Origin of the sequence: Corynebacterium pilbarense (assembly GCF_026930265.1) — a bacterium.
Lineage (GTDB): Bacteria > Actinomycetota > Actinomycetes > Mycobacteriales > Mycobacteriaceae > Corynebacterium > Corynebacterium pilbarense.
Window position 1 is genome coordinate 126,039 of the sequence record NZ_JANRML010000001.1, and the last position, 23,611, is coordinate 149,649.

Consider the following 23,611-nt stretch of genomic DNA (forward strand, 5'->3'; position numbering starts at 1 on the left):
GTGTACTTTGTCCGGCAACTACCCCCGGAACAGGAAATTTGGACTGGCGGGGTGATAATGGCGTTTCGTGACTAACACTTTTGGCTGGACCCTTCACGGAGACGGGCGCACTGTGCGCCCCGGGGCAGTTGTCGCCCCGGACGAGCGGCTGAGCTGGCCGCGCACCATCGGCATTGGCATGCAGCATGTCGTGGCCATGTTCGGCGCCACGCTGCTAGTGCCCACCCTGACAGGATTCCCGGTGAACACAACGCTGCTGTTTTCCGGCCTGGGAACCATCATCTTCTTGCTGATTACCCGCAACAAAGTGCCGAGCTACCTGGGCTCTTCCTTTGCATTTATCGCGCCGTTGACGGCCTCGCAGCAGTATGGTGTCGGTGCGCAGCTGGGTGGGGTGCTGCTGACTGGTGCGGCGCTCATTCTCGTCGGCATCGTCGTGGAATGGGCGGGCAAGCGGGTCATCGATGCGGTGATGCCGCCCGCGGTCACCGGCGCCATCGTCGCCCTGATCGGCTTCAACCTCGCGCCGACTGCAGTGTCGAACGTGGAAACCCAGCCCTGGGTGGCAGGGGTGACACTGCTGACGGTTGTGGTGGTGACAGTGGCCACCCGCGGGCTGCTCTCGCGCCTGTCCATCCTCATCGGCGTGCTCGTCGGTTGGCTGTTTGCTGCGTTGAGCGGAGGGCTGGGCGAGGACGCGCTGCAGACCATTGCCGACGCGCCGTGGATCGGCCTGCCGCAGTTTCACCAGCCCGAGTTCCATGTCTCCGCGGTGCTGGTGACCCTGCCGGTGCTGGTGGTGCTGATCGCGGAGAACGTCGGCCACGTCAAGGCAGTCTCGGAGATGACCGGGCGCAACCTTGACGACATGCAGGGTCGCGCGCTGATCGGCGATGGTATCGCCACCACACTCGCCGGCGGATTCGGCGGATCCGGCACAACTACCTACGCCGAGAACATCGGGGTCATGGCGGCGACGAAGGTGTATTCCACCGCCGCGTACTGGGTCGCTGCCGTGTTTGCGATCGTGCTCGCGTTCATCCCGAAGTTCGGAGCCGTGATCTTCACCATCCCCGCCGGCGTGCTCGGCGGGGCGTGTCTGGTGCTCTACGGGCTCATCGGCATGCTGGGTGTGCGTATTTGGCAGGACAACAAGGTGGATTTCACCGATCCGGCCAACCTCACCGCGGCCGCGGTCGCGCTGATTGTGGGCATCGGCAATCTCACCCTGGACGTCGGTGCTGTGACGTTGGAAGGCATCGCTCTGGGCTCGGTCGGCATCATCCTGGTTTACCCGCTCATGCGCTGGGCGTACGACACGTTGGGGGAGGGGCAGTACCGAAAGGATTTCGAGGTGTCCCAGCCGTCGACGTTGTAGCGTCCGGTACTGGTTGCACGTAAAAACGCCCGGGCGCGTGGCCCGGGCGTGATCTCGTCGAGAAGCGAACAGCGCCTATTCTTCGTCGAGGTTCTGCTCGATCAGCGCCGCGATCTTCTCCACGGCATCGGCGTTGTCGGAGGTCACGGTGACCTCGTCGTCGTGCTCGGCGCCCATGGCCATAATCATCAGCGAGGAGGCAGCGTCCGTCTCGTCGTCATCGTCGCCGCCAACAAGGGTCAGCAAAATCTCGTCGTCGTACTCGCCGGCAGCATCGGCGATCACCGTGGCCGGGCGTGCGTGCAGCCCGACGGTGGAACCGACCTTCACAGTCTTGGAAGCCATTCGGGTGTCCTTTCCGTTGTTTTCATCCAGGTCTGCAACGAGTGTAGGTCGCAAACAGATGTTGGTGCCACCATGTTGCTCGCACTATTGGGTCTGCGCCAGCACGACCTCAATGCCGTGCGAGCGCAGCTCGTCCACGAAGGCGGAGGGGGCCTCAGCGTCGGTGACCACCACATCAATATCCGTCAGTGGCGCGAAGCTGACCACATAGTCGTTGCCCAGCTTCGTGGAATCGCACAACACAACAACCCTGCGGGCATTCGTCACCATCGCAGCTTTCACCGCAGCTTCCTGGGCGTCCACGGTGGAGAGGCCGTGGCCGATGGACAGCGCGTTGGTGCCCACAAACGCGACGTCAGCCCGCAACAGGGCCAGTGTGCGAAGTGCAGTACTGCCGACGACCGCCTGGCTGATCGGACGGACACTGCCACCGAGTAGCTGCACATCGTGCAAACCGGAATCGCTCAGCTCCAAGGCGGTGGGGATGGAGTTGGTCACCACCGAATACTCCCTATCCCCGCGAGTCTCTGCAAGTCGCTTGCCCAAGCTGCTGATAGTTGTGCCCGAGTCCAAGAAGATGGTGCAGCTTTGGGTATCCGGCACGAACTGCAACGCGGTTTCCGCAATCGCGGTCTTGGCCGCGAGCGAGGCGCGCTGGCGGGTATCCAGCGGGATCTCCGTAGAGCGGTACGACTGGCTGGCCACCGCGCCGCCGTGGACGCGCTGCACTGCGCCCTCATCGTGCAACGCCGAAAGATCCCGGCGGATTGTTTCCGCGGTGACGTCGAAGCGCTGCGCCAACTCGGTGACATTGACGCGGCCTTCAACTGCGGTCAAAGACGCGATCTGGCGTCTCCGCTCTTCGGCGTACATCGATCTCCTGCGATTCTGGTCGTTGTGTTCTCTCGGCGTGCACGCACCGGTTACAGAGTACGGAACACCGAGATGACACGCCCCATGATCTCAGCCTCTTCGCCCTTGATCGGCTCGAATGCGTCGTTGTGGGGCAACAGCCACACGCCGGTGGAGTCGCGGTGGAGCTCCTTAACCGTCGCTTCACCGTCCAGAAGCGCCGCAACGAATTCGCCCTCCTCCGCGTTCGGCTGGGAGCGGACAACAACCCAGTCTCCGTCGAGGATGCCGGCCTCGCGCATGGATTCACCGACAACCTTGAGCATGAAAACATCGCCGTCGCCGAGCAGCTCCTCGGGCAGCGGGTAGTAGGTGTCCACGTTCTCTTCGGCGAGGATCGGAGCACCTGCAGCGATCTGGCCGACCACCGGCACGTAGCGGGCATTGCCCGAATCCTCCGGCTTCGCTTCCTGCGGCTTGCGCTGCTTGCGTCCGGTCTCGGGCAGCTGGCGCAGATCCACGGCGCGCGGCTTGTTCGGGTCGCGACGAAGGAAGCCCTTCTTCTCAAGCTCCTTGAGCTGGTATGCGACAGAAGAGGTTGACTGCAAACCAGCGGCATCGCCGATCTCACGGATACTCGGCGGGTAACCGCGCAGGACAACAGCGTCCTGAATGACCTGGAGGATACGGCGCTGACGGTCAGACAGTGCGTTGTAATCCGGGTTGCCGGGCTCGGCCTTCTTTCGTGCCATGACGTTCTCCTTGGGCTCGGTGGCGTAGTGCGCCTACGAACCTACCAGATAGGGCACTCATGTTCGATGGTTGCGGCGTTTGGGTGGACACCTGTCGGCTGGGGTGATATAAATCGAACACGTAAGCGTATTCGAACAAATGAACGTTAGAACGTTCGAGCGTGTCGGCGCCGAACGTAATGTGTGCCGCGAAACGAAGGGAGACTCACAATGTCCATTGCAATCAATCCAGTACACAATGCATCCGCATCTCGTCTGGGCGCCGTATCCGTGGTTCCCCCGGCGGAGATTTGGGACCTTGATTCTGTACCGAAGCGTCGAAGCGGCGGGGCCGGTGTTCGAACCATTTCTGCGTCTCATCGAACGAGTGATCGTTCTGTCTCAAACCGGGTTTCGGGCGGTTCTACTGAAGCGGACACGTTCGAAACACGGCACGAGACACGCGATACGCTCCTACTTGGCGTATGCATGACTGCGGCGCTGCTTATTGGTTCCGCGTTCGGCGGCGTTTTCTCAGCGCAAGACAAGGATCCCTCATCGATGACCGGCAGCCAGGTCGCCCACGCCGCCACCGTGGCAACGGCGCGATAGGCAGGGCGTAGACTCACGGCTACACCAAGCCTTGAAGACTCTGGGGGTGGAAAACCGTGTTTTGTCCTTTTTGCCACAACGAGCAATCCCGTGTGACTGACTCGCGGCTGGTAGAAGCTGGCGCTGCGATTCGTCGACGCAGGGAGTGCACCGAGTGCGGGGGTCGTTTCACCACGGTGGAAAAGGCAGTCCTCACCGTTGTGAAACGCAACGGCGTGAGCGAACCGTTTGACCGCGACAAACTCATCGTCGGCGTGCGTCGAGCATGCCAAGGCCGCGACGTTACCGATGACGCCTTGAAACGCCTTGCCCAGGAAGTGGAAGAGACTGTGCGCGCTCAGGGCAGCTCGCAGGTGCCCGCTCACGAGATCGGCCTGGCGGTGCTTGAACCGCTGCGCGCCCTCGACGAAGTGGCGTACCTGCGCTTCGCATCGGTGTACAAGTCGTTCGAGAGCGCAGACGACTTCGAATCCGAAATCCGGCTCATGCGCCGCCGCGACCGCGAGGACTTTTAACCTGCGGCCTTGGCGCTAACGCAGAGCGTCAATCTTCTTTTCAATGCGCCGCTGGCTTACCGGCTTCGGCGTGCCCAAACGCTGCGCGAACAAGCTCACACGCAGCTCTTCAATCAGCCACAAAACATCCTTGTACGCCTTGGTCTTCGTGCGACCAGCGGGCAAGGCCTTCATGCGCTGCGCCAAATATGCCTTCACTGAATCAATCACTGACTGCCGGTCAGCGTCGCGATCAGGATCCAGCCGCATGTCTTCCAGGCGGATGCGCATCGCATCGATGTAGCGGGGCAGGTGCTGCAAGTGCCCGATGCCGTGGACAGTCACCGCGTGTTTCGGCAGGAAAAACCGCAGCTGCGACGTCATGTCGTCGATAGCCGGGCCCTCCCACTGCTCAAGCTCAGCCGCGATATTCGCGTACTCAGCCAGAGCCGGCGCCAAGGTGACCACCACCCGGCGCACCCCACCAGCGACCTGGGGGCGGATTTCGGCCACGAGCGCATCGAACTCCTCCGGCGAGCGCACCGGCCCGCCGGAGGAGAACATCAGGTCGCGGATCACGGCGACACGGGCGTCCTCGACGAGCCCGGCGGCGCCGCCGTGCGGGTAGCGGTCCACCGCTACCTTCTGACGCAACGGTAGCCCCTTGGTCATCTGCCCGGCGTTGACCGTGATCTCGCGCAACAGCAACGTCAGCGTCGCTGTGACCATTGAGGCGTCCGCGGCGGCCTTCGTCGGGTGCACCGTGACCTTCACGCCGTTTTTAGTGGCCTCGAGTGCCGGGTAAGCGTCGACTTCGTTGCCGTCGATAGTCGTCGTCACCGTCTCCGGCACCGCGCCGAGGGAATCGGTAGTCCACTTCGCCACCGCATCCGACTCGGAGGTGCGCCCGGCCTTGGACACGGAGGATTTGATCTTTCCGGCCTGGCGGCGCTTCAGTGCACCGAGGTCCGTGTCGTGGTCGACGACTTTGCCGCGGCGGTCAATCGCGGCGAAGGTCACCTTCAGATGCTCGGGCAGCGCAGACGGGTTGAAGTCGGTGCCGTTGATGCCGCGCCCGCCGATGCTGTGCAGCGCGTCCGCGAGTGCCTCGGCGAACGGGGTTTCGCGAAGATCGGCCTCACTGGCGCCGTCATCATCCTGCTTCTCCCGGATCGCCTCCATCGCACGCTCAGCGAAGTCGGGGGCCGGCACAACCGTCTTGCGCAAGGCCTTTGGCAGTGTGCGGATGTACTCCGCGGCCAGCTCCGAGCGCAACCCCGGCACCAGCCAGTCAAAGCCCTCCGGCCGCAGGTTGGCCAGAAGCGGCACGGGCACGTCCACGGTCACGCCGTCGAAAGGATCGCCAGGCTCGAACTTGTAGCGCAGCGCGTAATCGATCGAGCCCTGGCGCCACACCTCAGGGAAGGCGGTGGTGGAGGAATCCACGCCCTCGTCGTCGAGAAGCGCGGCAGGGTCGAAGTCCAGGTAGTGCTTGTCGTCGGCCCGCTTCTTCTTCCACCAGGAATCGAAGTGGCGGGCGGTGGTCACGCTCTTGGGCAGGCGTGAGTCGTAGAACTCGAAGAGGGTGTCCTCATCCACTACCAAGCCGCGGCGGCGCACCTTTTCCTCCACCTCAGCGGCCTCGGCGAGCAGAGCTTCGTTGTGGTCGATGAAGTGGTGGTGGCGGTTCCAATCGCCCTCCAGCAGGGCGTGGCGGATGAACATGTTGCGCGCACCCTCGGCGTCGACGCGGTGGTAGGGCACAAGACGGTCGCGCACGATTGTCACGCCGTAGAGCATTGACTTCTGGTGCACCATTGCGGCCGAACGCTTCCGCGACCACACAGGTTCGGAATAGCTATGTTTCATCAGCCGGCCAGCAGTAGCTTCCACCCAGGCGGGCTCAATCTTGGCCACGTCGCGGGCCCACAGGCGCGAGGTCTCCACGAGTTCGGCCGCCATGAGGAACTCCGGGGGCTTTTTGCTTAGCGACGACCCCGGGAACACCAAGAACCTAGTCCCGCGCGCGCCCTGGAATTCCTTCGAATTGCCGTCGCGGGCACCGATGTTGGACAGCAGGCCTGTCAGCAGCGACTTGTGGATCGCGTCGGCGTCGCGCTCGCCCGCGACGTTCTCGGCGCGCGACCAGCCCAGCTGGCGTTCCACGTCGCGCAGCTGGCGCACGAGGTCGAACCATTCGCGGATGCGCATGTAGTGCAAGAACTCGCGCTTCATACGTTTGCGGAAGGCGTTGCCGGACAGCTCGTCGCGCGAGTCGCCGATGTAGTCCCACAGCTTCAGCGAGGACAGGAAGTCCGATGTTGTGTCTTTGAACCGGGCGTGGGCCTGGTCTGCCTGTGCCTGGTACTCAAGGGGACGCTCGCGCACGTCCTGGATGGTCATGCTGGCCACGATAACGGTGACGTCGTCTAGCACGCCGAGGCGGTTGGCTTCCACCAGCATGCGCGCCATCTTCGGATCCACCGGGATGCGCGCGATGTCGCGGCCCACGTCGGTGAGCACCGGTGCGCCGCCGCGTTCCTTGTCCGAGATTGCGCCAAGCTCGTGCAGGAGCAGCAACCCGTCGCGAACGGCCTTCTGGTCCGGCGGCTGGATGAAGGGGAAATCGTTGATGTCGCCCAAGCGCAGGGAGATCATCTGCAGTACCACGGAGGCCAGATTGGTGCGCAGGATCTCCGGGTCGGTGAACTCGGGGCGGGCTTCGAAGTTGTCCTCCGAGTACAGGCGAATGGCCACGCCGTCTGCGATACGGCCGGAGCGGCCGGAACGCTGGTTTGCGGAGGCCTGGGAGATCTCCTCAATGGGCAGGCGCTGGACCTTGGTGCGCGTGGAGTAACGCGAGATACGCGCCAGGCCGGTGTCCACCACGTAGTGGATGCCCGGCACGGTCAGCGAGGTTTCCGCGATGTTGGTGGACAGCACGATGCGTCGGCCGGAGTGCGGGGCAAACACCCGGTGCTGCTCCGCGTTGGACAGGCGGCCGAACAGGGGCACGACCTCCACGCCGCGCCAGTGCTGTTTTTCAATGGCCTCCATGCAGTCGCGGATGTCGCGCTCGGAGGCGAAAAAGCACAAGATGTCGCCTTCGCCTTCGCGCATGAGCTCCTTGCAGGCGTCGACCACACCGTCGATCATGTCGGTGTCGACTTCCTTGTTGGTGCCGTCTTTGCCCTGCACCTGCTCCACCAGCGGGCGGTAGCGGATCTCTACGGGGTAGGTGCGGCCGGAGACCTCGATGATGGGGGCGGGGTTGCCCTCGGCGTCTGCGAAGTGCTCCGCAAACGCTTCCGGGTCGATGGTTGCGGAGGTGACAATCACCTTCAGGTCCGGGCGCTTCGGCAGCAGCCGCTTGAGGTATCCGAGCAGAAAGTCGATATTCAGCGAACGCTCGTGCGCCTCGTCGATGATGATTGTGTCGTAGGCGTTCAAGAACCTGTCGCGCTGCATCTCCGCAAGTAAGATGCCGTCCGTCATGAGCTTGACCGCTGTGGATTCGGAGACGCGGTCGTCGAAGCGGATGGCGTAGCCGACGGATTCTCCGATGTTTTGGCCCAGCTCGTCGGCGATGCGCTCCGCCACAGTGCGCGCAGCCAGCCTGCGCGGCTGCGTGTGGCCGATCAGGCCGCGGCGGCCGCGTCCCAGCTCCAGCAGCATCTTCGGAATCTGGGTGGTCTTACCGGAGCCGGTCTCGCCAGCGATCACCACGACCTGGTTGTCGCGCACCAGCTCCATGATGTCCTCGCGCCGCGCGGACACCGGCAGGTTCTCCGGGTACGCAATCTCGGGGATCAGGGCATCACGCTTAGCGACGGCAGCTTCCGCCTTGACCACGTCCGCGCCAATCGCCGACAAAGCCTCAGGGGATTTGGCGTTTTTTAGGCGCCTGCGGAACCTGCGCACGTCTGCGATCGGGACGCCGTCGAGCGCCTCGTACAACTGCGGTTTCGTGGGAGGCGAGGTAGGGGATTCGTGCTCATTCATAACCAGAGCGTGAGTCTAGCGCGGCAGCAGCTTACGGCTCGATTCCGTCGCTTGCTCGAAGGCGCGGGAGACTAACTCGCCGAGCTGCTCGAATTCCGGGCGGCGTCGCGACGATGCCCGCATGACCAGCCCGACGGTGCGCTTCGCATCCACGCCGGGGCCGAACGCGGCAATGGCTAGGCCGGGGCGCGCGCACTCCGTGGACAAGGCCGAGACGGGCACCAGCGTGGAGCCGAGCCCAGCCACTACCAGCTGCACCACCGTGGTCAGCGATGCGGCCCGTGTCACCGACTGCGCGCCGGGGGTGCGGTTGACCTCGGCGATCTTGCACAGTTCCACAATCTGATCGCGTAGGCAGTGCCCGTCGTCAAGCAACAGCAGCTCGAGGTCTTTTAGCGCATTGAGGTCGAGATCCCCACGCCCGGCCGCCGGATGGTCGGGGGAGGTGACGATGGCGAAGGCTTCGTCGTACAGCGGGATCTCACACACCCCGGTGGCGTCGGTTGGAGTGGCGAGTACCGCGACGTCGATTTGGCCGTCGCGAAGCCGCAGCAACAGCTCTTCGGTCTGGTTTTCCACGATTCGCGGCTCCAGGTCCGGGAACTCATCCTCGATGAGCTTCAACAGCGTCGGCAGGATGTACGGCGCGATGGTGGGGATCACGCCGATGTTGAGCGGGCCAGCTAGCACCCCGAGGGCACCGCGGGATTGCGCAACGAACGCGTCCGCCGCCTCCAGCGTCGCCTTGGCGTAGGGGAGGAGTTCCTCGCCGGTGGGGGTGACGATGACGCGCCGGGTGGAGCGTTCGATGAGCTGGATGCCCAGGCCGGATTCCAACGCAGCCAGCGCCTGCGAGAGGGACGGCTGCGAGATGCCGAGCTTGTTCGCCGCGGAGACGAAGTGCTTCTGCTCGGCGACGGTGACAAAGGTACGGAGCTGAGCAAGCGTCGGTTTATACTCTCGATTAGCCATGCCTATTAAACTACACGAAGTTCATAAGTTTTTACGTTGAAAGCCGGAGCGATCTGTGTCATACTGGTTGCTGTCCGTTGAAAAATCCTTTTGACCAGTTTCTTTGGAGGAATTTCTATGCCGATCATGACTGTTGGAGAGCGTTTCCCGGAGTTCGACCTCGTCGCGCTGAAGGGCGGCAACCTGAAGGAAGCGAACGCTTCGTCGCCGGACGATTACTTCGAGAACGTCTCGCTGGATAAGTACGAGGGCAAGTGGAAGATCGTCTTCTTCTACCCGAAGGACTTCACCTTCGTCTGCCCGACCGAGATCGCCGCTTTCGGCAAGCTCAACGAGGAGTTCGAGGACCGCGACACCCAGGTGCTCGGCGGCTCCACCGACAACGAGTACTCCCACTTCAACTGGCGCGCGACCCACGAGGACCTGCTGGACGTCCCCTTCCCGATGTTCGCTGACGTCCGCCACGACCTGATCCGCGCTCTCGGCGTCGAGAACGCTGACGGTGTTGCGGACCGCGCAACCTTCATCATCGATCCGGACGGCGTCATCCAGTTCGTCTCCGTCACCCCGGATGCTGTCGGCCGAAACGTCGACGAAGTCCTGCGCGTGCTCGACGCACTGCAGTCCGAGGAAGTCTGCGCCTGCGATTGGCAGAAGAACGACCCGACCAAAAACATCGACAAGATGGCTGTGGTCCAGGAATCCCTGAAGTAACACCCGTTAGTTAACCCCGTCCGGCAAAGGAGAACACGATGTCCATTGAGAATCTGCGCGGCGCGCTGCCCGAATACGCGAAGGATCAAAAGCTCAACCTCGGCACGCTGACCCGCTCCACCGAGCTCAGCGAGCAGCAGCTCTGGGGCGCCCTTCTCGCATCCGCGGCTGCGACCCGCAACGCGAAGGTCATCGCCGAGATCGCTGAGGAAGCCAAGGAGCACCTCTCTGAGGAGGCCGTGGAGGCCGCGTACGGCGCCGCCACCGTCATGGCAATGAACAACGTCGCCTACCGCGCCAAGGGCTGGCTCGGCGACGATTACGCCAACGTGAAGTTTGGCCTTCGCATGAACATCATCTCGAAGCCGGGCGTGGAAAAAGCCGACTTCGAGCTGTGGTCGCTCGCCGTGTCCGCCATCAACGGTTGCGAGCACTGCGCCGTGGCACACGCGAACACCGTCCGCGAGGAAGGCGTGACCAAGGAGCAGGTCTGGGAGACCGTCAAGGTCGCTGGCGTTGTCCAGGCTGTGGCACAGACCCTGACCATCGAGGACGCACGCTAAGCACTAGCGCTTTACGACGCCGAAACCTCCGGCAGGATCCCGCACTGCGCGGGTGACTGCCGGAGGTTTTTTGTCTAGATGGGTAAGGGGCTCAGTTCCGGATGTTGGCCGGATCGTGGATCACGCCGAAGCGGTGCAGCGTCGCGGAAACGGCCTGTTCCAGCAGGTAAGGCAGGAGCTCGTGGCGCCCGTCGATGAGCACAGGCCCGTCGAAGACCGCGGTGGCGATGTCGCCGTAGAGCTCCTCGGGGGCCTCGCCGACCACGCGGATGCGGTCAGGCGTACCGGTGACAGCGTGTGCATCGACGGTGACATCGGCTGCCTCAAGCACGCGGGCGACAGCATCCGGGGCGACCACGCGCACCTCGGTGCCGGTGATCGCGGCGGCAAGCAGCTGGCGGTACACCTCCCGCAGCTGGTAGCCCTCGCCGACGTAGACCACCACCGGCTCAAGGGTGTTGCGGTAGCGGAAAATGTTGGCCTCCGAGCGCAGTCCCGAGTGGTCGTGGCCGCGGCCGAATTCCTTGTCCCATGCGCGCTGGTCGTACTCGGCCGCGCGGGAGAGCCAGCCGAAATCCTCGTCGCTTAAGCTGGCGCGGAATACGTCGAGAAGCTCCTGCACCTTCGCCGAGATGCTCACGCCTAACGACGGCGCCAGCTCCGCCCGCTCGCGCCACACACCCATCTGCGCGACGTAGTTCGGCCCGCCCGCCTTCGCGCCGGGCCCCACAGAGGACTTCTTCCAGCCTCCGAACGGCTGTCGCTGCACGATGGCGCCGGTGATGCCTCGGTTGACGTAGACGTTGCCGGCCTCGACGCGGTCGAGCCACGTGGAGATTTCCTCGCCGTCGAGGGTGTGGATGCCAGCGGTGAGGCCGAATCCGGTGGAGTTTTGCCAATCAATCGCCTCGTCGAGATCTTTGGCGTGCATGATGCCCAGCACCGGGCCAAAGCACTCGTTCTGGTGATACCAGGAGCCGGGCTTCACACCGTCGCGGATGCCGGGGGACCAGAACTTGCCCTCGTCGTCGAGCTTGCGGGGTTTGAGCAGCCACGTCTCGCCCGGCTCCAGCGTGGTCAGACCGCGCTCGAGCTTCTCGCCCGGGGGCTCGATGAGCCCGTTCATGGTGGTGGACAGGTCGGTGCCCGGGCCCACCACCAGGGTTGAGGCGGCGTCGAGCAGCTGGTTCTTCAGGCGCTCGGACTCACCGGCGGAGCCCACGAGGATAGCCAGCGAGGCCGCAGAGCACTTCTGGCCCGAATGCCCGAACGCCGACAGGTACAAGTCGTTGACTGCAAGATCCGGGTCGGCGGATGGTGTGATGATGATGGCGTTTTTGCCGGAGGTTTCTGCCATGACGTTGAGCTGCGGGTTCCAGGACTTGAACAGCTGAGCAGTCTCGGAAGCGCCGGTGAGGATGATGGCATCCACGGCGTCGTCGGTAAGCAGGGCCTTGCCAGCCTCGCCCTCATCCGCGCGCACGTATTGCACGGTGTCGGCGCTAATGCCCTTCTCGGCGAAGACCGCCTGGACGCAATCGGCGATGAGCTTGGCGCACTGCGTCACCTGCGGCGCCGGTTTGAGGATCACCGCGGAGCCGGCAGCAAGCGCGGCCATCACGCCGCCGGTGGGGATGGCAACCGGGAAGTTCCACGGCGGAACAACCACTGTCAGTTTGTTCGGCTCGAAGTCCGCGGCAATGTCGTTGAGGTGGCGGGCGCTGTCGGCGTAGTAGGTGCAGAAATCGATCGCCTCGGAGATCTCCGGGTCGGACTGGTCCACCGTTTTGCCTGCTTCGTGGGCGGCGACCGCGATGAAGTCGCCGCGGCGGCGCGCGATCTCGTCGCCGATGGCGTCGAGGACGTCGGCACGCTCGCCGGCGGAAAGCGCGCCCCAGGCTTTCTGCGCTTCCTTAGCGCGGGCGATGTGGTCGGCGATCACGGACGGATCGGTGATCTCGTTGCCGGTGTCCACCGCCGGCGGGTGTGCGAGGTGCTCGATTGCCCAGGCACGGTTGGCCTCCAGCGCCGGATCGGTGTCCGGTTCGTTGATGAAGCGTCCGGTGGTGCCGGCCTCTGCGGCGGCTTGGCGTCCGGTCTCCTGCGTGCGGTCCTGCTCCCGGTTCGGGCCGTTGTGGATGTCCCATCGGTTGTCCACCGCCCAGCGGAAGACCTCCTCCTGTTCCTTGATCGGGTCGCGCTTGGCGGTCTTGGGTGCAAACAGGGCGTGCAGGAAGTTCTGCGGTGCCGCATTTTCTTCGAGTCGGCGCACGAGGTAGCTCACCGCCACATCGAAGTCTTCCTTACGCACGACGGGGGTGTAGAGGATCTGACGGCCGTAGGCCTCGCGCACGATCTGCTGCTGCGCCGGCGACATTCCCTGCAGCATCTCCGAATCGAGCATGCTGACCACACCGCGGCGGTGCGCCAGCTCGTAGGCGAGCGCGGAAGTGAACAGGTTATGGGAGGCGATGCCGATGGAGACGCTGTCGGCGTACTCTGGGCGCACGATGAAATCGAGCAGGCGGTAGTAGTTCGCGTCCACCTCGTCCTTGGTCAGATACGGCGCCTGCGCCCAGCCCTTGACCTCCGCGTGATGTCGCTCCATGGACAGGTTCGCGCCCTTGACCAGGCGGATCTTGATCTTGGCGCCGCCGCCGGCCACGCGCTTCTGCGCGAAGTGCGCAAGAAATTCCAGGGCGCCGAGCGTGTCGGGCAGGTACGCCTGCAGCACGATGCCGCCCTGGTAGTCCTTGAACTCGTCCTCGCTGAGCAGCTGGGTGAACACGTCGAGCGTGAGGTGGAGATCGTGGTACTCCTCCATGTCCATGTTGATGAACACCTGGGGGCTACGGTCGCGCGCGGCGCGGTACAGCGGGCGGATACGGTCCTTGACCAGGCGCACGCACTCGTCGTAGTCCCAGTGGTTGAGCTGGGAGACCATCGAGGAAGCCTTGACGGAGACGTACGTCACGCGAGGATTCTTGATCAGGTTCAGGGTGCGCTCGGCACGGTCCGTCGCTTCCTTCTCACCGAGTACTGCCTCGCCCAGCAGATTGAGGTTGAGCTGCTCGCCGCGCTTTTGCGCGTTGTCGAGCAGGTTGTTCAGCGCGTCTGACTCAGCGTCGAGCACGAGATGGCCCACCAGCTGGCGCAGGCGCATGCGCGCTGCGGGGACGACCACGAAGGGCAAGAACGGGCCGACGAAGGCGCCGGCGCCGACGAGTAGGGCATTGATGTGACCGAGGAACGATGCGTCGACGCCCCTGGTGATGGCACGCAGTGCGTTTGCCGCTACCCGGTTGTCCTCAGGGCGCATGACGCGGTCAACGAAGTCCATGGTGAAGCGGACCCCGTTGTCGTCGCGAAGCATTTCCGCGAGCTGTTGCGTCTGGGCATCATCCGCATCCGCGTCGGCGGTAGCTTCCATCCAGTGGTACGCGCGGGCGACGGCTGCTTCCACGACATTGTCGAGTTCAGCGCTGTTTTCCGGCGGCAGCTGGTTAGTGTGCAAATTCGGCATATGTGTTCCTTACCACTAAAGCAGAACAATGTGACAGCCCATAAGCTAATGCAAGATGTAGGTACACACCACTGATTTGAAAAAGATTCCTTGTGCGCACGAAAAAGCCCCGGAAACCACAGATTTCCGGGGCTAGGGAGAGGGGGTTAGAGGCCGCCGAAGGGGCCGCGCAGCGGGTCGAACGGTGCGATGGTCTCATCCACCTCGCCGGTCTCGATCTGCTTTGCCAGCATCTTGCCGGACAGCGGGCCGAGGATAATGCCCCACATGCCGTGACCGCCGTTGGTGTAGACGTTGGGCACCTTGGTCGCACCCACCAGAGGCAGGCCGTCCGGCGTCACCGGGCGGGAGCCGACCCACTCATCCTGGCGGTCCTCCCAGTCGATGCCTTGAAAGAACGGCTTGGTGGTGTGGATCATGGACGCGATGCGGCCCGGCTGGAACGGCTCGTCCGGGCCGCGGAACTCCATGGTGCCGGCGATACGGAAGCGGCCTTGGTACGGGGTGCAGGCGATCTTCGGATCCGGCAGGTACACCGGGCAGGTTGCTGGCTCGGCGGTTTCCACGGAGAAGGAGTAGCCGCGGCCTGCCTGGATCAGCGTGGTCACGCCGAGGTCCTTCGCCAGCTTTGGCAGCCACGCGCCAGTAGCCAGCACCACGTTGTCGGCGTGCAACCACTCGCCGGTGGCCAGCTTCACAGCCGGCTTGCGGGTGGAGCTGACCTCGACAACCTCCACGCCGGTAGTGACCTTGCCGCCGCGTTCCACGATGGAGTCTGCGATGGCCTGGCAGTAGGGTCCCGGCTCGATGAAGCGCTGGCCGCCCATGCGGTAGGTCGCACCCACCTTGTCGGTGAGCATTGGGGCGTCCGTGCGGGCGTCGTCGAGCGTGATCTGCTCGAACGGGATCTCCTGGCCGTGGCGCTGTGCGCCTTCGACCTCCTTGAGGAAGCCGCCGGCCTTCTTCTCGTTCTCGAAGCCGATGATGAACGGGCCCTCGTGGGTGGTGGCCTTGACGCCGCCGGCCTCGAGCTCGTCGAAAGCCGCGAGTGCGCCGAGATCCGCCTTGGTCAGGCCCGCCATCGTCTTGTCCCAGGCGCGGCCGGTGGCGTGCGCCATGAAGTTGGCGCAGAAGCGCCACAGCTTCGGGTCGATGCGCACGGGCACATCGAGTGCGGCGTGCTTATCAAACAGTGCGGTCGGACCGTATGCCCACAAGCTCGAGTTCGACAAGGGAATGGTCTTGCCCGGTGCCAGCCAGCCGGCGTTGCCCCAGGACGAACCAGCGGCGACGTCGATGCGCTCGAGCACCTCCACCTCATGGCCGTATTCCTGTAGATGCCACGCGGTGGAAAGTCCGGTCATGCCAGCTCCCACGACGATCGTGCGGGTCATTTATGGTCCTCCTCACAAAGAATTTCGATTGTGCTGAGGGCAATGTACCGCAGCGGACTTGTCGCCGCCCCGCATTTCGCTTATCGACGTTCCTTCGGTTACCCCCCTTTGATCACCAACTCTGAAAGTCGCACTTCACCGGCCTCGTCGGAGGCGTCCAAATCGACCACGCCGTGCAACTGGAAGGCGTTGTCGCCCTCCGGGTCCTTGATGATCTGTGTGATCTTCCACGACCGGCCAGTGGTGTCCGCCAGGCGGAAAAACTCCGGGCCGCGCGCGTCAGGGCCCAAGTCGACGTCGTCGTACTCGTCGAAGTAGTCGTCCATCGCCGCCGGCCAGTCCACACGTGCATCCGGCTCCAAATAGTCCAGCATCTCCGCCAGTTGATCCTCTTTCTCGTAGGCGAATAGCTCCACCAGGCGGAAGAAGTAGTTGCGCACCATGATGGTGAAGGCGCGGCGGTTCGCGGTTAGCGCCGTGGGGTCCTCCACGCCGAAGGCAAGCTCGCGGTCGATGGTGTCCTGGCTGACAGGTTGGTCGTCGCCAGTCATGTGCGCCCACTCGTCGATAAGCGAGGAGTCCACCTGCCTGATCAACTCGCCGAGCCAGACAACGATGTCTTCCAGCTCTTCGTTCATGTACGCGTCCGGGATGGAATAGGACAGCGTGCGCCACGCGTCGGTGAGGTAGCGAAGCACAACACCCTCGGAGCGTGCCAGGCCGTAGGTGGCAATGAGATCCGAAAACGTCATCGCGTGCTCGATCATGTCGCGCACCACGGACTTCGGCGACAGTTCGAACTCCTTGGCCCAGGGATTGCCCTGGGTGAAGGTGTCGAAGGCCTCGTCCAGCTCGTCTGCGAGCGGCTTGGGGTAGGTCACGTCCTCGATGATCGCCATGCGCTCGGTGTAGTCCACCCCGTCCGCTTTCAACGCCGCGATCTCCTCGCCGCGGGCAGCGGTCTGCTGGGCCTGCAGCAGCTGGCGCGGGTCATCCAGAATCGCCTCGAACGCGGAAATTACGTCCAGCGTGTAGGTCTCAGACTCCGGGTCCAACAATGTCAGAAACGCCAGCGCGAAGGGGGACAATGGTTGGTTCAGTGCGAAGTCGCGGTCTAGCTCTTGGGTGAGCGTGTACGGGCGGAATGCGGGCGAGTCCGGCGTGCGCTCGACCACCCCGGCGTTGATCAGGCCGCGGAACAGGTTGACGGCCTGGATGATGTCGCGGTTCTGCTTCGCGCGCGGGTCGTGGTTCGTGCGCAGCAGGTGGCGCATGTGCTCATAGCCGTCGCCGGGCCGTGCCACCACGTTGAGCAGCATCGAGTTGGACACCTTGAACTGGCTGGTCAACTCCTCCGGCTCGGCCACCTTCAGGCGCTCGAAGGTGTTCTCGGACCAGGACACTTCGCCGTCACGGGCGGACTTTTTGCGGATCTTCTTCAGCTTCTTCGGATCATCGCCCGCTTTGCGACGCAACTTCACGTTTTCGATCTCGTGCTCCGGGGCCTCAACCACGACAGTGCCCTCGGTGTCGTAGCCCGCGCGTCCGGCTCGCCCGGCGATCTGGTGGAATTCGCGGGACTTCAGGATGCGCTGGCGGGTGCCGTCGAACTTGGCCAAGCCGGTAATCAGCACGGTGCGGATCGGCACGTTGATGCCCACGCCTAACGTGTCGGTGCCGCAGATGACTTTCAGCAGCCCAGTTTGGGACAGCCGCTCCACCAGGCGGCGGTACTTGGGCAGCATGCCGGCGTGGTGCACACCGATGCCGCGGCGGACCAGTTTGGACAGGGTTTTACCGAAGGTCGTGGTGAAGCGGAAATCCCCGATCTCGTCCGCGATACGTTGCTTTTCTTCGGGCGTGATGATGTTCATGCTCGTCAGCGCCTGCGCGCGCTCCGTGGCCTCGCGCTGGGAAAAGTGCACGACATAGATTGGCGCCTTGTTGTCCTCCAGCAGCTCCTCGATGGTTTCGTGCACGGGGGAGAACACGTAGTGGAAATCAAGCGGCACCGGGCGCTCCGCGCCGCCGACGTACGTGGTCTTGCGGCCTGTGCGCTCAGTGAGGTCCTTCTCCAACCAAGCGGTGTCGCCCAAGGTGGCGGACATGAGCAAAAACTGCGCCTTCGGCAGCTCCAACAGCGGAACCTGCCACGCCCAGCCACGCTCCGGCTCCGAGTAGTAGTGGAACTCGTCCATCACCACCTGATCGATCTTGGCGTCTTTGCCTTCGCGCAGCGCAATGTTGGCCACGATCTCGGCGGTGGCGGCGATGATCGTGGCGTTCGAGTTCACCGTTGCGTCACCCGTCATCATGCCGACGTTTTCCGCTCCGAAAATCTCGCACAGAGCGAAGAATTTCTCGCTCACCAACGCCTTGATCGGTGCGGTGTAGAACGAGCGCTGGCCGCGCGCCATCGCGATAAAGTGCGCGGCGTTGGCCACCATCGACTTACCCGAGCCGGTCGGGGTGGCCAAGATGACGTTGTCGCCCGCAAGCAACGCGAGCGAGGCCTCCTCCTGCGCCGGATACAACGAGATGCCGCGGGAGGCCGTCCATGAATTGAACGAGTCCCAGACGGCATCCTCAAACAGCGATTCGGGGGCCTGCGCAATGTCTTCAAGCAAATCGGTCAGCATCACAGCATTCACCGTAGCCGACCGGCCGACATACTAACGGGGGCCGTCGCCGTCCCCGTCAGGGGTGTCGCCTCCGGTGGAATCCCCGTGGTCGTCGTCAAGCGAGCGCTCCGGCGACGAAGGATCGATGAAGAAATGGTCGCGTAACCGCTGATCCGTCTCCTCGCTGTGGGGGAGGCTGCGCTGCTCGTTGCGGTCCCGGTCTTCGATGGCGGTGAGGTAGTTCTCAAACGCCTCGCTGATCTCCTCGCCGCTGGGCATCTGTGCCTCGCCCGGCATCATCGCTTGCGGATGGCGATCGCGGTATTCCTGCATCTCACGGTCGTAGTGTTCCTCAAGAGCCTGCACCACGTGCGTGATTTCGTCCGAGTTGTGCGTCTGCTCCGCCAGCTGCTGCGATACCCGGCGCATATCCGCCTCCAAGGAACGCAGCGGGAACTGCAGATTCGTGGAGTCTTCGACTGACTGCAGTAGCTGGAACGTCGCGTGCGGGTACGGCGAGGCGGCCACGTAGTGCGGCACGTGCGCGGTGTACCCGGCAACAGGGCGGCCGCGCTTGTGCAGCTCCTGCTCGATGAAGACCGATGCGGAACCCGGCACGCTGACCATGCCGTCGAAGGTAAACATGGAGCCGACCAACTCACGGTCATTGCCGTGGGCGGAGACCACCAGGGGGCGGGTGTGCGGAGCGCCCATCGGAGCCGCGTAGAGACAAATGGTCTTGCCGACGCCGAAGCGGTCTGCAAGGTCCGCTACTGCATTACTAAAGGCCTCCCACCGCAGATCCGGTTCTGGTCCGGAAAGCAACAGGAAGGACTGGCCCTTCTCATCGCGCACAACACGCATGTCCAACTGCAGATCAGCCACATCGGTGATCTCGGCGTGCGACAACGTCACCGTCGGGCGGCGGGAGCGGTAATCAATCAGCTCGTCGTTGCTAAACGTTGCCACTGTCCTCGACTCCAGCGCTGCCTTGAGGTGGTCAGCGGCGGACTCAATGGCATGGCCTGCATCGGCGTAACCGTGCATTGCGACGATCAGGGCAGGACCGTTTTGAGGCTCCCCGCTCACTTGCGGAGCTGGGTACTCAAGTTCGTACATAGGACGTTCCTGCGTCATGGTCTTCGGCCTCCTGAAATCGCTCGCCTTACCGGCTTTAGTGCTCCACCCACACAACGGTTGGTGTCGCAGAATATTCCATTGTGCCCGACCAGCAACCGCAAGGTGGCACCGCGGCCGAAAAGGATGCGTAGGAAGTGGCGATGAGAAAACTTCACGCCCCATGGAACCGAGACCGCCCCGCGAGCGTCTAACAGTTATGGATATTCAGCCACAACCGCACGAAACAAACCGTCCGACCACCCCAATAACGCCGTATCCGAGCGCGGAACTTCTCCGTTCGCCGGCACAACTCATCGCGTCCATACCCGCCGCACTGGGCTACTTTCCCAACGAGTCAGTAGTGCTCATTAACGCGTACAGTCCGCCGGGAGCCTCTCCAACGTTGGAGATTGGCGCCTACCTCGACGCCGATGTGGGCAACACAGAAAGCATCCAGCGCGCGCTGCAACGTATCCCGCTACCACGTCATGTGGCCACCTTCGCAGTGATTGTGACCCGGGTGCCGGAATCGCAGATGGTTTCGGTAGCTGCGGAAGGACTGCGAATGGCGGCGGACGCCTTCGGGGAGATCGTTGAAGCCTGCTGGACTGTCTCTGAAATCGCGGACGGAACGCCTTACCAGCTGGTATTTGGGCCCGACCCGGATACTGCTAACGCAGTGTGGGAGTGGAACGAAGGATACGAGCAGGGCACCGTGACGTCGGTGGCGGCCGCAGAGCCGATGGGCCCGCTCATCGACAACGGAGTGCTGCCGGAGCTGCACAAAAGCGAAGTATTCTCCCACTTTGCTCCGGTGTTTGAGCCTGATGCGGAAACGGGGGAGGCTCTCACACCCGGCGCCCTAAAACGCGGCACCGAGCTCTTCTGCCATCTGAAGCATGCCCCGGCAGTAGCGCACGCTCACATCGATAAAGCATGCGGTGTGTTTGCTGCAGCACCGAACGTGGGGCTCATAGACATCGAAGGCGACATCATCATCGACGACGTCTTCAACACCCCAGACGATGTCGAGCTGTTTGCCGCCATGCTCTCCGGAAGCAGACTGCGCGACTTTCTCATCGTCGACGCGCTGGAACGCCCGCGCGCTGCTGGGGCGGTGCTGTTGACCATCGCCCGCAACTTCCGAGGGGAGATCAGGGCGAACGCCCTGTGTCTGTGGGCCATGGTCGCTTTGTCTCGGGGACTCGTCGGTTGGGCCAGTGCGGCACTCTCATGCGCCGAGGGAGAACTGCCAGGACACAACTTGTCTGGATTGTTAGGGAGCGTGATGGACGTCGGGCAGGGCCACGCTGTGCTCGAACTGTGCCGCCAGGGATGTGTGGACACCTGGAGCGAGCTCGAACGGTAATACGCGTCTAGCGCGCGGAGTGCGACCGGTCGCCGAGCTGGCGGGTGAACTCCCAAGCGTCCTCGACAATGGTGCGTAGATCCGTCCGCGACGGTTCCCAACCAAGCGACTTGCGTATCTTCTCCGAGGATGCGATCAGCGTTGCCGGGTCGCCGGCTCGGCGCGGAGCAATCTCCGCCGGGATCGGGTGGCCGGTGACCTCGCGGCAGACCTCGACCACCTCGCGCACGGAGTACCCGTCGCCGGAACCCAAGTTATAGATCTGGTGCGTGCCGGGGGAATTGGCTTGGAGTGCGAGCACGTGCGCGTCCGCGAGATCCCGGATGTGGATGTAATCGCGCACGCACGTGCCGTCTTTCGTCGGCCAGTCGTCGCCGTACATCATGATCTTGTCGCGGTAGCCCAGCGCTACCTGCAGCACGATGGGGATCAGGTGCGTTTCGGTGATGTGGTTTTCACCGATACCTTCGTAAGCGCCAGCGACGTTGAAGTAGCGCAGGCTGGTAGCGCCCAGGCCGTAGGCGTTGCAATAAGACGTAATGGCGTAGTCGATAGCCAACTTCGTGGCGCCGTACGGGTTTGTCGGCCGGGTCGGTGCGTCTTCGGCAATCGGCACGATATCCGGCTCACCGTACGTGGCCGCGGTGGAAGAGAAGACCAACGACTTCACGTCGTGGCGGCGCATGGAATCGAGCAGCGCCAACGACACGTCGAGGTTGCCGTGCCAATACTTGGCGGGGTCTTCCATGGACTCGCCGACAAGAGACTTCGCCGCAAAGTGCAACACACCGTCCACCGGGGCGCCGCCGTCTGTGGCGAGCACGTCGTCGATGACGTCTTGAATCTTGCCTTCGACAAACGTGGCAGCTTCCGGAACGGCGTAGCGGTTGCCGGTAGACAGATCGTCCACGACGATCACCTCGTGTCCCGCCTCAAGCAGGATGGCAGCGCACACACTGCCCACATAGCCGGCGCCGCCGGTGACAACAAGCTTCATGGAAGTCCTTTCCGTGCTCGTGAGTGCTTTTAGCCTTGAATCTCCACGCGCAGGGCGTGCGAGACATCTGCGGTGAGCACGAAAGTCTCACCCTCATCGGTGGAGACCTCCAGCGCGCCGTCTTCCAGTGGGTGCAGATCCACCGTTTGTCCCACAAGCTGGCCTGCGGATTTCGGCAATGCTCCGTCCTGCAGGATCTCGCTGATCTGCACCACCTTTGCGCGCGCCGGTTCCTTCAGGCGCAGATCACTGGCCCGGGTGCCCACTTGCTCAGCGGTGCCGGCGGTTGCGCCGAGCTCGGCGAGGGCGGGGATCGGGTTGCCGAAGGGGGAGCGGTCAGCGTTGTCAAGCACTGCGACGACCCGGCGCTCCACCTCTTCGCTCATCACGTGCTCCCACCGGCACGCCTCCTCGTGGACCTGGGCGAGGTCCATCTTCAGAACGTCGGTAAGCAAACGCTCCGCGAGACGGTGCTTGCGCATCACGGCGGTCGCGCGCCGGCGCCCCTCCTCAGTCAACGACAGGGAACGGTCGTGCTCAACCACCATCAGACCGTCGCGCTCCATGCGCGCCACCGTCTGCGAGACGGTCGGCCCAGACTGCTCGAGGCGCTCCGCGATTCGCGCGCGCAGCGGCGTAATGCCTTCCTCTTCCAGTTCGTAGACGGTGCGCAGATACATCTCTGTGGTGTCAACGAGATCACGCACTGTGATGCTCCCTTCCAATCGCGGTACTGGTTAGAGGTCCGAAAACCATGTGGCAATACTTTAGCCCAGCACCTGTGGCTGTACCGGTGAACCTGAAGGTGCTGGGCTGAAAAACTGCGGAGCGCCGTGCCGCCTAGAGCGCGTAATCACGCAGGCGGTCGGCACGCTCGCCGGCGCGCAGCTTCGCCATCACTTCACGCTCGATCTGTCGGACGCGCTCGCGTGACAGCCCGAACTGGCGGCCGATCTGGTCCAAAGTGCGCGGCACACCGTCGGTCAGGCCATAGCGCATGCGAATGACGTCCTGCTCGCGCTGCTCGAGGCCGTTGATGATGTCCTCGATATCGTCGTGGCGCAGCGTGGTCACCACGGCGTCCTCGGCGTCGGTGGCCTCGGCGTCCTCGATGAAGTCGCCCAACGGTGCTTCCTCATCCGCGCCGACCGGCATGTCCAAGCTCACCGGGTCCCGCGACTGGCGCAGCAGCATCTCAATCTTGGACTCTTCGATGCCGGATTCTTCCGCAAGCTCCTCGTTCGTGGGCTCGCGGCCCAGGGATTGGTACATCTCGCGGCGGATGCGGGACAGTTTGTTCACCTGCTCCACCAGATGGACTGGGAGGCGGATCGTGCGGGACTGGTCCGCCATGCCGCGCGTAATCGCCTGGCGGATCCACCATGTGGCGTAGGTGGAGAACTTGAAACCCTTGGAGTAGTCGAACTTCTCCATTGCGCGGATCAGGCCCAGGTTGCCCTCCTGGATCAGGTCCAAAAGCGGCATGCCGCGGCCGGTGTAGCGCTTGGCCAGAGACACCACGAGGCGCAGGTTTGCCTCAAGCAGGTGGGCGCGGGCCTTGCGGCCTTCCTTGGCCAGAATCTTCAAGTCACGCTTCTTCGCGCGAGTCAGCTTCACCTCCGGATCGTCCAAAAGGCGCTGCGCGTACAAGCCGACCTCGATTTGCTGGGCAAGTTCAACCTCTTCCTCAGCGTTGAGCAGGGCAGTCTTGCCGATGCCGTTGAGGTAGACGCGGACGAGGTCCGCAGAAGGGTTGTCGTTGGTCTGGTTCCGTCGGCTACCGCGGTCGACGGTCTCCCCGGATTCTTGAGTTCCCTGTGCAGCGTGATCCGGTTGGGTCATGTGGCAACGCCTCCTCGGACTAGGTGGAAAAGCTGGGGGACAGCTGGGCAGTCTAGATGGGAAACGCTTGGCTGTCCTTTGAT

At 63.5% G+C, this 23,611-nt stretch carries 18 protein-coding genes; 6 read left to right on the forward strand and 12 right to left on the reverse strand.

The window, feature by feature from the left end; translation table 11 throughout:
* Positions 1-67 precede the first annotated feature (67 nt).
* Positions 68-1,378: a uracil-xanthine permease family protein gene (locus NUW87_RS00620; RefSeq protein ID WP_269026835.1), complete on the forward strand. Its 1,311-nt coding sequence runs from the start codon at positions 68-70 to the stop codon at positions 1,376-1,378.
* Between the two features lie 75 nt (positions 1,379-1,453).
* Here the strand turns inward: NUW87_RS00620 and NUW87_RS00625 are convergent, their stop codons facing one another.
* From NUW87_RS00625 to lexA, 3 genes are all read right to left on the reverse strand, one after another.
* Positions 1,454-1,723, reverse strand: coding sequence for an HPr family phosphocarrier protein (locus NUW87_RS00625; protein ID WP_239217083.1), 270 nt, complete (start codon positions 1,721-1,723; stop codon positions 1,454-1,456).
* An 84-nt stretch (positions 1,724-1,807) separates the two neighbouring features.
* Positions 1,808-2,596, reverse strand: coding sequence for a DeoR/GlpR family DNA-binding transcription regulator (locus NUW87_RS00630; RefSeq protein WP_239217082.1), 789 nt, complete (start codon positions 2,594-2,596; stop codon positions 1,808-1,810).
* 50 nt (positions 2,597-2,646) lie between these two features.
* The gene (lexA, locus tag NUW87_RS00635) at positions 2,647-3,327 is read right to left on the reverse strand and encodes a transcriptional repressor LexA (protein ID WP_239217081.1); all 681 of its coding nucleotides are present in this window, start codon (positions 3,325-3,327) and stop codon (positions 2,647-2,649) included.
* 468 nt (positions 3,328-3,795) lie between these two features.
* Between lexA and NUW87_RS00640 the strand changes: the two genes are divergently transcribed.
* A complete protein-coding gene (locus NUW87_RS00640) occupies positions 3,796-3,918 on the forward strand; it encodes a hypothetical protein (protein ID WP_269026836.1) in 123 nt (40 codons plus the stop codon).
* Positions 3,919-3,974: 56 nt separating this feature from the next.
* Positions 3,975-4,433 (forward strand): transcriptional regulator NrdR, encoded by a 459-nt coding sequence (nrdR, locus tag NUW87_RS00645; protein WP_194559404.1) that lies wholly within the window; start codon positions 3,975-3,977, stop codon positions 4,431-4,433.
* Positions 4,434-4,448: 15 nt separating this feature from the next.
* On the opposite strand, the gene hrpA is transcribed toward nrdR, so the two are convergent.
* The gene (gene hrpA, locus NUW87_RS00650) at positions 4,449-8,414 is read right to left on the reverse strand and encodes an ATP-dependent RNA helicase HrpA (RefSeq protein WP_269026837.1); all 3,966 of its coding nucleotides are present in this window, start codon (positions 8,412-8,414) and stop codon (positions 4,449-4,451) included.
* A gap of 15 nt (positions 8,415-8,429) precedes the next feature.
* Positions 8,430-9,386, reverse strand: coding sequence for a hydrogen peroxide-inducible genes activator (locus NUW87_RS00655; RefSeq protein WP_269026838.1), 957 nt, complete (start codon positions 9,384-9,386; stop codon positions 8,430-8,432).
* Positions 9,387-9,503: 117 nt separating this feature from the next.
* Between NUW87_RS00655 and NUW87_RS00660 the strand changes: the two genes are divergently transcribed.
* Complete coding sequence (locus tag NUW87_RS00660) at positions 9,504-10,100, forward strand: peroxiredoxin (protein WP_070844258.1); 597 nt, start codon at positions 9,504-9,506, stop codon at positions 10,098-10,100.
* A 38-nt stretch (positions 10,101-10,138) separates the two neighbouring features.
* Complete coding sequence (gene ahpD / locus NUW87_RS00665) at positions 10,139-10,663, forward strand: alkylhydroperoxidase, AhpD family (RefSeq protein ID WP_269026839.1); 525 nt, start codon at positions 10,139-10,141, stop codon at positions 10,661-10,663.
* 91 nt (positions 10,664-10,754) lie between these two features.
* Here ahpD and NUW87_RS00670 read toward each other — a convergent pair whose 3' ends face one another.
* The 4 genes from NUW87_RS00670 to NUW87_RS00685 all read right to left on the reverse strand — a co-directional run bounded on the left by NUW87_RS00670 (position 10,755) and on the right by NUW87_RS00685 (position 19,320).
* Complete coding sequence (locus NUW87_RS00670) at positions 10,755-14,186, reverse strand: bifunctional proline dehydrogenase/L-glutamate gamma-semialdehyde dehydrogenase (RefSeq protein WP_269026840.1); 3,432 nt, start codon at positions 14,184-14,186, stop codon at positions 10,755-10,757.
* Positions 14,187-14,332: 146 nt separating this feature from the next.
* Positions 14,333-15,580: an NAD(P)/FAD-dependent oxidoreductase gene (locus NUW87_RS00675; protein ID WP_269026841.1), complete on the reverse strand. Its 1,248-nt coding sequence runs from the start codon at positions 15,578-15,580 to the stop codon at positions 14,333-14,335.
* A 98-nt stretch (positions 15,581-15,678) separates the two neighbouring features.
* Positions 15,679-18,219, reverse strand: coding sequence for a DEAD/DEAH box helicase (locus tag NUW87_RS00680; RefSeq protein ID WP_269027013.1), 2,541 nt, complete (start codon positions 18,217-18,219; stop codon positions 15,679-15,681).
* Positions 18,220-18,252: 33 nt separating this feature from the next.
* Positions 18,253-19,320 carry a PAC2 family protein gene (locus NUW87_RS00685; protein ID WP_269026842.1) on the reverse strand — a complete coding sequence of 356 codons (1,068 nt, stop codon included), beginning with the start codon at positions 19,318-19,320 and terminating at the stop codon, positions 18,253-18,255.
* Positions 19,321-19,537: 217 nt separating this feature from the next.
* Between NUW87_RS00685 and NUW87_RS00690 the strand changes: the two genes are divergently transcribed.
* Complete coding sequence (locus NUW87_RS00690; protein ID WP_269026843.1) at positions 19,538-20,689, forward strand: DUF4192 domain-containing protein; 1,152 nt, start codon at positions 19,538-19,540, stop codon at positions 20,687-20,689.
* Positions 20,690-20,696: 7 nt separating this feature from the next.
* On the opposite strand, the gene galE is transcribed toward NUW87_RS00690, so the two are convergent.
* The 3 genes from galE to NUW87_RS00705 form a co-directional block, all read right to left on the reverse strand.
* Complete coding sequence (gene galE / locus NUW87_RS00695) at positions 20,697-21,686, reverse strand: UDP-glucose 4-epimerase GalE (RefSeq protein ID WP_269026844.1); 990 nt, start codon at positions 21,684-21,686, stop codon at positions 20,697-20,699.
* 29 nt (positions 21,687-21,715) lie between these two features.
* Positions 21,716-22,393 carry a metal-dependent transcriptional regulator gene (locus tag NUW87_RS00700; protein ID WP_269026845.1) on the reverse strand — a complete coding sequence of 226 codons (678 nt, stop codon included), beginning with the start codon at positions 22,391-22,393 and terminating at the stop codon, positions 21,716-21,718.
* 133 nt (positions 22,394-22,526) lie between these two features.
* A complete protein-coding gene (locus NUW87_RS00705; protein ID WP_194559392.1) occupies positions 22,527-23,528 on the reverse strand; it encodes a sigma-70 family RNA polymerase sigma factor in 1,002 nt (333 codons plus the stop codon).
* Positions 23,529-23,611: the final 83 nt, after the last annotated feature.

What these genes read in the sequence shown, in the direction of transcription:
- NUW87_RS00625 (WP_239217083.1), bottom strand. Translation starts at nt 1,723, where the DNA reads ATGGCTTCCAAGACTGTGAAGGTCGGTTCCACCGTCGGGCTGCACGCA.
- NUW87_RS00630 (WP_239217082.1), bottom strand. Translation starts at nt 2,596, where the DNA reads ATGTACGCCGAAGAGCGGAGACGCCAGATCGCGTCTTTGACCGCAGTT.
- lexA (WP_239217081.1), bottom strand. Translation starts at nt 3,327, where the DNA reads ATGGCACGAAAGAAGGCCGAGCCCGGCAACCCGGATTACAACGCACTG.
- NUW87_RS00640 (WP_269026836.1), top strand. Translation starts at nt 3,796, where the DNA reads ATGACTGCGGCGCTGCTTATTGGTTCCGCGTTCGGCGGCGTTTTCTCA.
- hrpA (WP_269026837.1), bottom strand. Translation starts at nt 8,414, where the DNA reads ATGAATGAGCACGAATCCCCTACCTCGCCTCCCACGAAACCGCAGTTG.
- NUW87_RS00655 (WP_269026838.1), bottom strand. Translation starts at nt 9,386, where the DNA reads ATGGCTAATCGAGAGTATAAACCGACGCTTGCTCAGCTCCGTACCTTT.
- NUW87_RS00660 (WP_070844258.1), top strand. Translation starts at nt 9,504, where the DNA reads ATGCCGATCATGACTGTTGGAGAGCGTTTCCCGGAGTTCGACCTCGTC.
- ahpD (WP_269026839.1), top strand. Translation starts at nt 10,139, where the DNA reads ATGTCCATTGAGAATCTGCGCGGCGCGCTGCCCGAATACGCGAAGGAT.
- NUW87_RS00670 (WP_269026840.1), bottom strand. Translation starts at nt 14,186, where the DNA reads ATGCCGAATTTGCACACTAACCAGCTGCCGCCGGAAAACAGCGCTGAA.
- NUW87_RS00675 (WP_269026841.1), bottom strand. Translation starts at nt 15,580, where the DNA reads ATGACCCGCACGATCGTCGTGGGAGCTGGCATGACCGGACTTTCCACC.
- NUW87_RS00680 (WP_269027013.1), bottom strand. Translation starts at nt 18,219, where the DNA reads ATGCTGACCGATTTGCTTGAAGACATTGCGCAGGCCCCCGAATCGCTG.
- NUW87_RS00685 (WP_269026842.1), bottom strand. Translation starts at nt 19,320, where the DNA reads ATGTACGAACTTGAGTACCCAGCTCCGCAAGTGAGCGGGGAGCCTCAA.
- NUW87_RS00690 (WP_269026843.1), top strand. Translation starts at nt 19,538, where the DNA reads ATGGATATTCAGCCACAACCGCACGAAACAAACCGTCCGACCACCCCA.
- galE (WP_269026844.1), bottom strand. Translation starts at nt 21,686, where the DNA reads ATGAAGCTTGTTGTCACCGGCGGCGCCGGCTATGTGGGCAGTGTGTGC.
- NUW87_RS00705 (WP_194559392.1), bottom strand. Translation starts at nt 23,528, where the DNA reads ATGACCCAACCGGATCACGCTGCACAGGGAACTCAAGAATCCGGGGAG.